5 protein-coding genes are annotated in these 3,818 nt (G+C 60.9%); 3 read left to right on the top strand and 2 right to left on the bottom strand.

Annotation, left to right across the window (positions count from 1 at the left end; all coding sequences use genetic code 11):
* On the bottom strand, nt 1-969 hold a 969-nt coding region (locus ABSG20_RS31780), incomplete at its 3' end, for an acyltransferase family protein (RefSeq protein WP_423868410.1).
* Nucleotides 970-1,126: 157 nt separating this feature from the next.
* Between ABSG20_RS31780 and ABSG20_RS31775 the strand changes: the two genes are divergently transcribed.
* Complete coding sequence (locus ABSG20_RS31775) at nt 1,127-1,300, top strand: DUF1328 domain-containing protein (RefSeq protein ID WP_423868409.1); 174 nt, start codon at nt 1,127-1,129, stop codon at nt 1,298-1,300.
* Between the two features lie 112 nt (nt 1,301-1,412).
* On the opposite strand, the gene ABSG20_RS31770 is transcribed toward ABSG20_RS31775, so the two are convergent.
* On the bottom strand, nt 1,413-1,772 hold the full coding sequence (locus ABSG20_RS31770) for a DUF427 domain-containing protein (RefSeq protein ID WP_423868408.1): 360 nt from the start codon (nt 1,770-1,772) through the stop codon (nt 1,413-1,415).
* 178 nt (nt 1,773-1,950) lie between these two features.
* Between ABSG20_RS31770 and ABSG20_RS31765 the strand changes: the two genes are divergently transcribed.
* Entirely contained in the window at nt 1,951-2,205 is a 255-nt protein-coding gene (locus ABSG20_RS31765; RefSeq protein ID WP_423868407.1) for a BolA family protein, read from the top strand.
* A gap of 34 nt (nt 2,206-2,239) precedes the next feature.
* Nucleotides 2,240-3,445 (top strand): low temperature requirement protein A, encoded by a 1,206-nt coding sequence (locus ABSG20_RS31760; protein WP_423868406.1) that lies wholly within the window; start codon nt 2,240-2,242, stop codon nt 3,443-3,445.
* The last annotated feature ends 373 nt before the right edge of the window (nt 3,446-3,818 follow it).

Genomic DNA, 3,818 nt, shown 5'->3' with positions numbered 1-3,818 from the left:
TTTGAACCTCAGGAAATACGCCAGGATTGCGAACAAGATAGCGGCGCTGAAGATGACGAAGAACAGGCCGTAACTGGCCTCATACCAATGCGGCTGCACGGGGGGATTCCCCAGAATCTCGCGCTTGATATAGATCAACCCCCACAACAGGCAGTACGGAACCAGCGTCGCGATCACCCAACCCCAGCCGCTCTTTGCCAGCTGTCCATCCGCACTCAGCACGCCGCGATCGAAATTCGCCGCACCGATGCCCGCCCCGATGAAGAAATAGGCGGCATATAGCAGCACGCGACTGGCCTGGACCGCGAACGGACCAAACTCGAACCAGTGGTTTGGTCCGAAATAGACCCGCGCCGGAATGTAGACGACGGCGGTGACCGCCAGCAGAAACAGGAAGAATTCAGTCGGCCGGTCGTAGCCGCGCAACGACAGGCGATTGATTGGATCGAGCAGCCTGGGCGAGAGTTGGTACAACAGGCAGGCCGAAGCGTCGAAAACCAGCAACACCCAGACGAACCATAACGGGCCGCTCGGCCAGGGGCCGATGGTGATGGTCTTCCACCAGAAAGCCGCGAAACCGAGATCGGGCTGCTGCCGAAGCGAGATGGCGTAATAGGCGATTGGAATGATGGTGAACGCGGCGATCGCGAACGGCAGGCCGAGCCGAAGCAAGCGGTCGCGAAGAAAGATCGGCGGCGCTTTATGAACAAGGCTCGGCCACACGAATAATCCGGAGAGAAAAAAGAACATCGCCATGAAAAAGCTGTCGGTGGCGAGAACGATGCAGTCAAAGCCGAGCCATGACTTCGGATCGGTATGACCGAAATAGGTGTAGGGGATGACGGAGTGGTGGGTCACGACCACAAGGGTCAAGAAGGTGCGGGCGCGATCAAGCGAGGCATTTCGCGCTTTGGCCTTTGGCGCGGCCCTGGCCTCAGCTGATGCCAGCGAGCTGGAAATGGTCGTCATGGGCGCCCCCCCGGGGTGATCGTGGCCGATCTTGCCGCCGGGAGCCGGATTCAGCAAGGCCGAATTATCCGGCAACCGGGATCTTTGACGGGAACCGGTTGCACCGATCACGGTTAGATCGGCGATTTACAAAGGTTGCGCTGATGGAGTAGCGGCGATGACACTTCTGAAATGGGCGCTGATTTTCTTTCTGGTATCGATTGTCGCCGGTGTCCTCGGATTCACGGGCATATCGGCCGCAACCGCGGATGTCGCGCGCTTCCTGTTCTACGTCTTCGCCGTGATTTTCCTGGTGCTGCTGATCCTTGGCCTCACCATCTTCCGGGTGTGAGGCGGCCCGCCCATTCGTTCCCAGCACGGCAAGCGCAATGAAGCAATCAGGCTAATGGCTCGCGCATCCGCGCGAGCCGTTAGTCTTTGCTCACCCTGCGACCCAACCCCGCTCAGGCTACTTCCTCAATCTTGACCTTGTCGGGATAGAACGCCAGATGGCCGGTTATTTCCGCCATCGCCGGGAAGGGCATCTCATAGGTCCAGATCGCATTTTCCAGCGTCTTGCCGTCGGCTTTGATGCTGAAATAATTCGCATCCCCCTTGTAGGGGCAGTGCGTCACCCGGTCGGTACGCGCCAGCAGGTCGAGCTTGGCGTCCTGGCGTGGTACATATTGTACGGCCGGGTAGCTCGCCTCCTTCAGCGTCAGGGCTTGGGTGGTGTCGGCGATGACGACACCGCCGGCTAAAACACGGACGCGCTTCGGGTTCACCGTAATGGTGATCGGGTGGTCGGGACCGGGGAGTTTCATGGTCGGCTCCTTTGGCTCAGGCCTTGTGAACGGGCGATCGGGTCGAACGGCATTAGAACAATTCGGCCACCAATATAGTGCGAGAGAGCGTGACGTAGAAGGGTGTCCGCGCTAGGTTCGGGGTTTCGCCGGCTTTGCGCCGGCCACCCGCTCGAGAGCCGAATTGGAGAAAATTGGGATGCCAATGGACGCCCACGATATCGAATCGATGATCAAGGCAGCAATCCCCGACGCCGAGGTGACGATCCGCGATCTGGCCGGTGACGGGGATCATTATGCCGCGACCGTGATCTCCGCCTCATTTCGTGGCAAATCGCGCGTCCAGCAGCACCAGATCGTCTATCAATCCCTGCAGGGGCAGATGGGCGGGCTGCTGCACGCGCTGGCGCTGCAGACCGGGGTGCCGGAGGGCACCGGGGTGCCGGAGGGCTAGGTCGGTCCGACGGACGCTAGGGGGGACCGTGGCGATGGCCGGGGACGATGGGCGCGGCACGCTGTTTCGCAAGACCGTGCCGAACCAGCATAGCCGCGTCACCTACGCCGAACTGTTTTTCGATCTGGTGTTCGTTTTCGCGGTCACTCAGATATCGCACAGCTTGCTCGGCCGGTTCACGTCCTTGGGGGCGTTGCAAACGACCCTGCTGTTCCTGGCGGTCTGGTGGGTGTGGGTTTACACCTCGTGGATCACCAACTGGCTCAATCCCGAACTCACCCCGGTTCGTATCCTCCTGTTTTTGCTGATGCTGGGAGGGCTCATGCTCTCCACCTCGATTCCCAGGGCTTTTGAAGACAGGGGATTGTGGTTCGCGCTGGCCTATGCCGCGATGCAGGTCGGCCGGACGGTATTTCTGCTGGCATCGATCCCGCCCACCCGCACGCCGGCGCGGATCAATGCGATCCGGATCCTGGTGTGGCTGTCGGTGTCGGCGGTGTTCTGGATCGCGGGCGGCGTCGCCGAAGGATATCAGCGGCTGCTGCTGTGGGCCGTGGCGCTGGGCATCGAATATATCTCGCCGGCGGTCCGGTTCTGGATCCCGAAATACGGCGCGTCTGCTGTGGCGGACTGGGTCGTCGAGGGCGGTCATATGGCGGAGCGTTGCGCCGGCTTCATCATCATCGCGCTCGGCGAATCCATCGTCGTGACCGGCGCGACCTTTGCCGATCTGAGCTGGAGCGCCGAGACCGTCGGCGCATTCGCCTCCGCCTTTGTCGGCGCCATCGCGATGTGGTGGATCTATTTCCACAAGGGGGCCGAAGCCGGTTCCGAACAGATATCAAGATCCAGCGAACCGGGTCGGCTGGCGCGGCTCGCCTACACCTATCTGCACATGCCGATCGTGGCCGGCATTATCCTGTCGGCGGTGGCCGATGAACTGGTACTGACTCATCCGGCCGGCCATTCCGATCTAAAGACGGTTGTCAGCGCGATCGGCGGGCCCTTGTTGTTTCTGATCGGAACCATCCTGTTCAAGCACACTTTTCGCGGCTGGTTTCAGCTATCCCACCTCGTCGGCATCATCGCGCTCGGACTGTTGGCCTGGTTCGCCGGCGCGCTGTCGCCGTTGCTGCTGTCGGGGCTGACATCGGCGATCCTGATCGTGGTCGCGGCCTGGGAGTCGATCTCGCTGAAATCCGTGGCGGTCGATACCCAGTCAGAAGTCTCCGGCGCGTGAAACGAGAACATGCCCGCGCTGCCGATCCATGAATGGCTCGAGCCCTGAACGGACCTCGGCCTTATCGCCCAGCGGCGGCGGCTTGGTTGCCGCGCGGAATCCGTATTTTCACCGATACGATTATTAACGCTTTGGTTCACCGAACCCTGCCATTGCTATTCCTGCTCCACCAACGGGAACCGCCACTGTTGTGTCGTATCGTCTACTACAGAGCAGGTGCGCACAATGATCACTCGTGGGGAATGGATCGGCTATGGCGTTATCGCTGCCTTGGGCGCGGCGCTGGCTTTTGTGGTGCACTTCAAAGCGGAAAATGATTACGCCGTCGCCGTCGAACATTATCGTCAGGGCGCGCACCAGGATGCCGCCGCCG

It is taken from the genome of Bradyrhizobium sp., assembly GCF_049512235.1.
Taxonomy (GTDB): domain Bacteria; phylum Pseudomonadota; class Alphaproteobacteria; order Rhizobiales; family Xanthobacteraceae; genus Bradyrhizobium.
The sequence above is the reverse complement of the archived record's forward strand: the minus strand, read 5'-3'. Positions and strand labels throughout refer to the sequence as shown.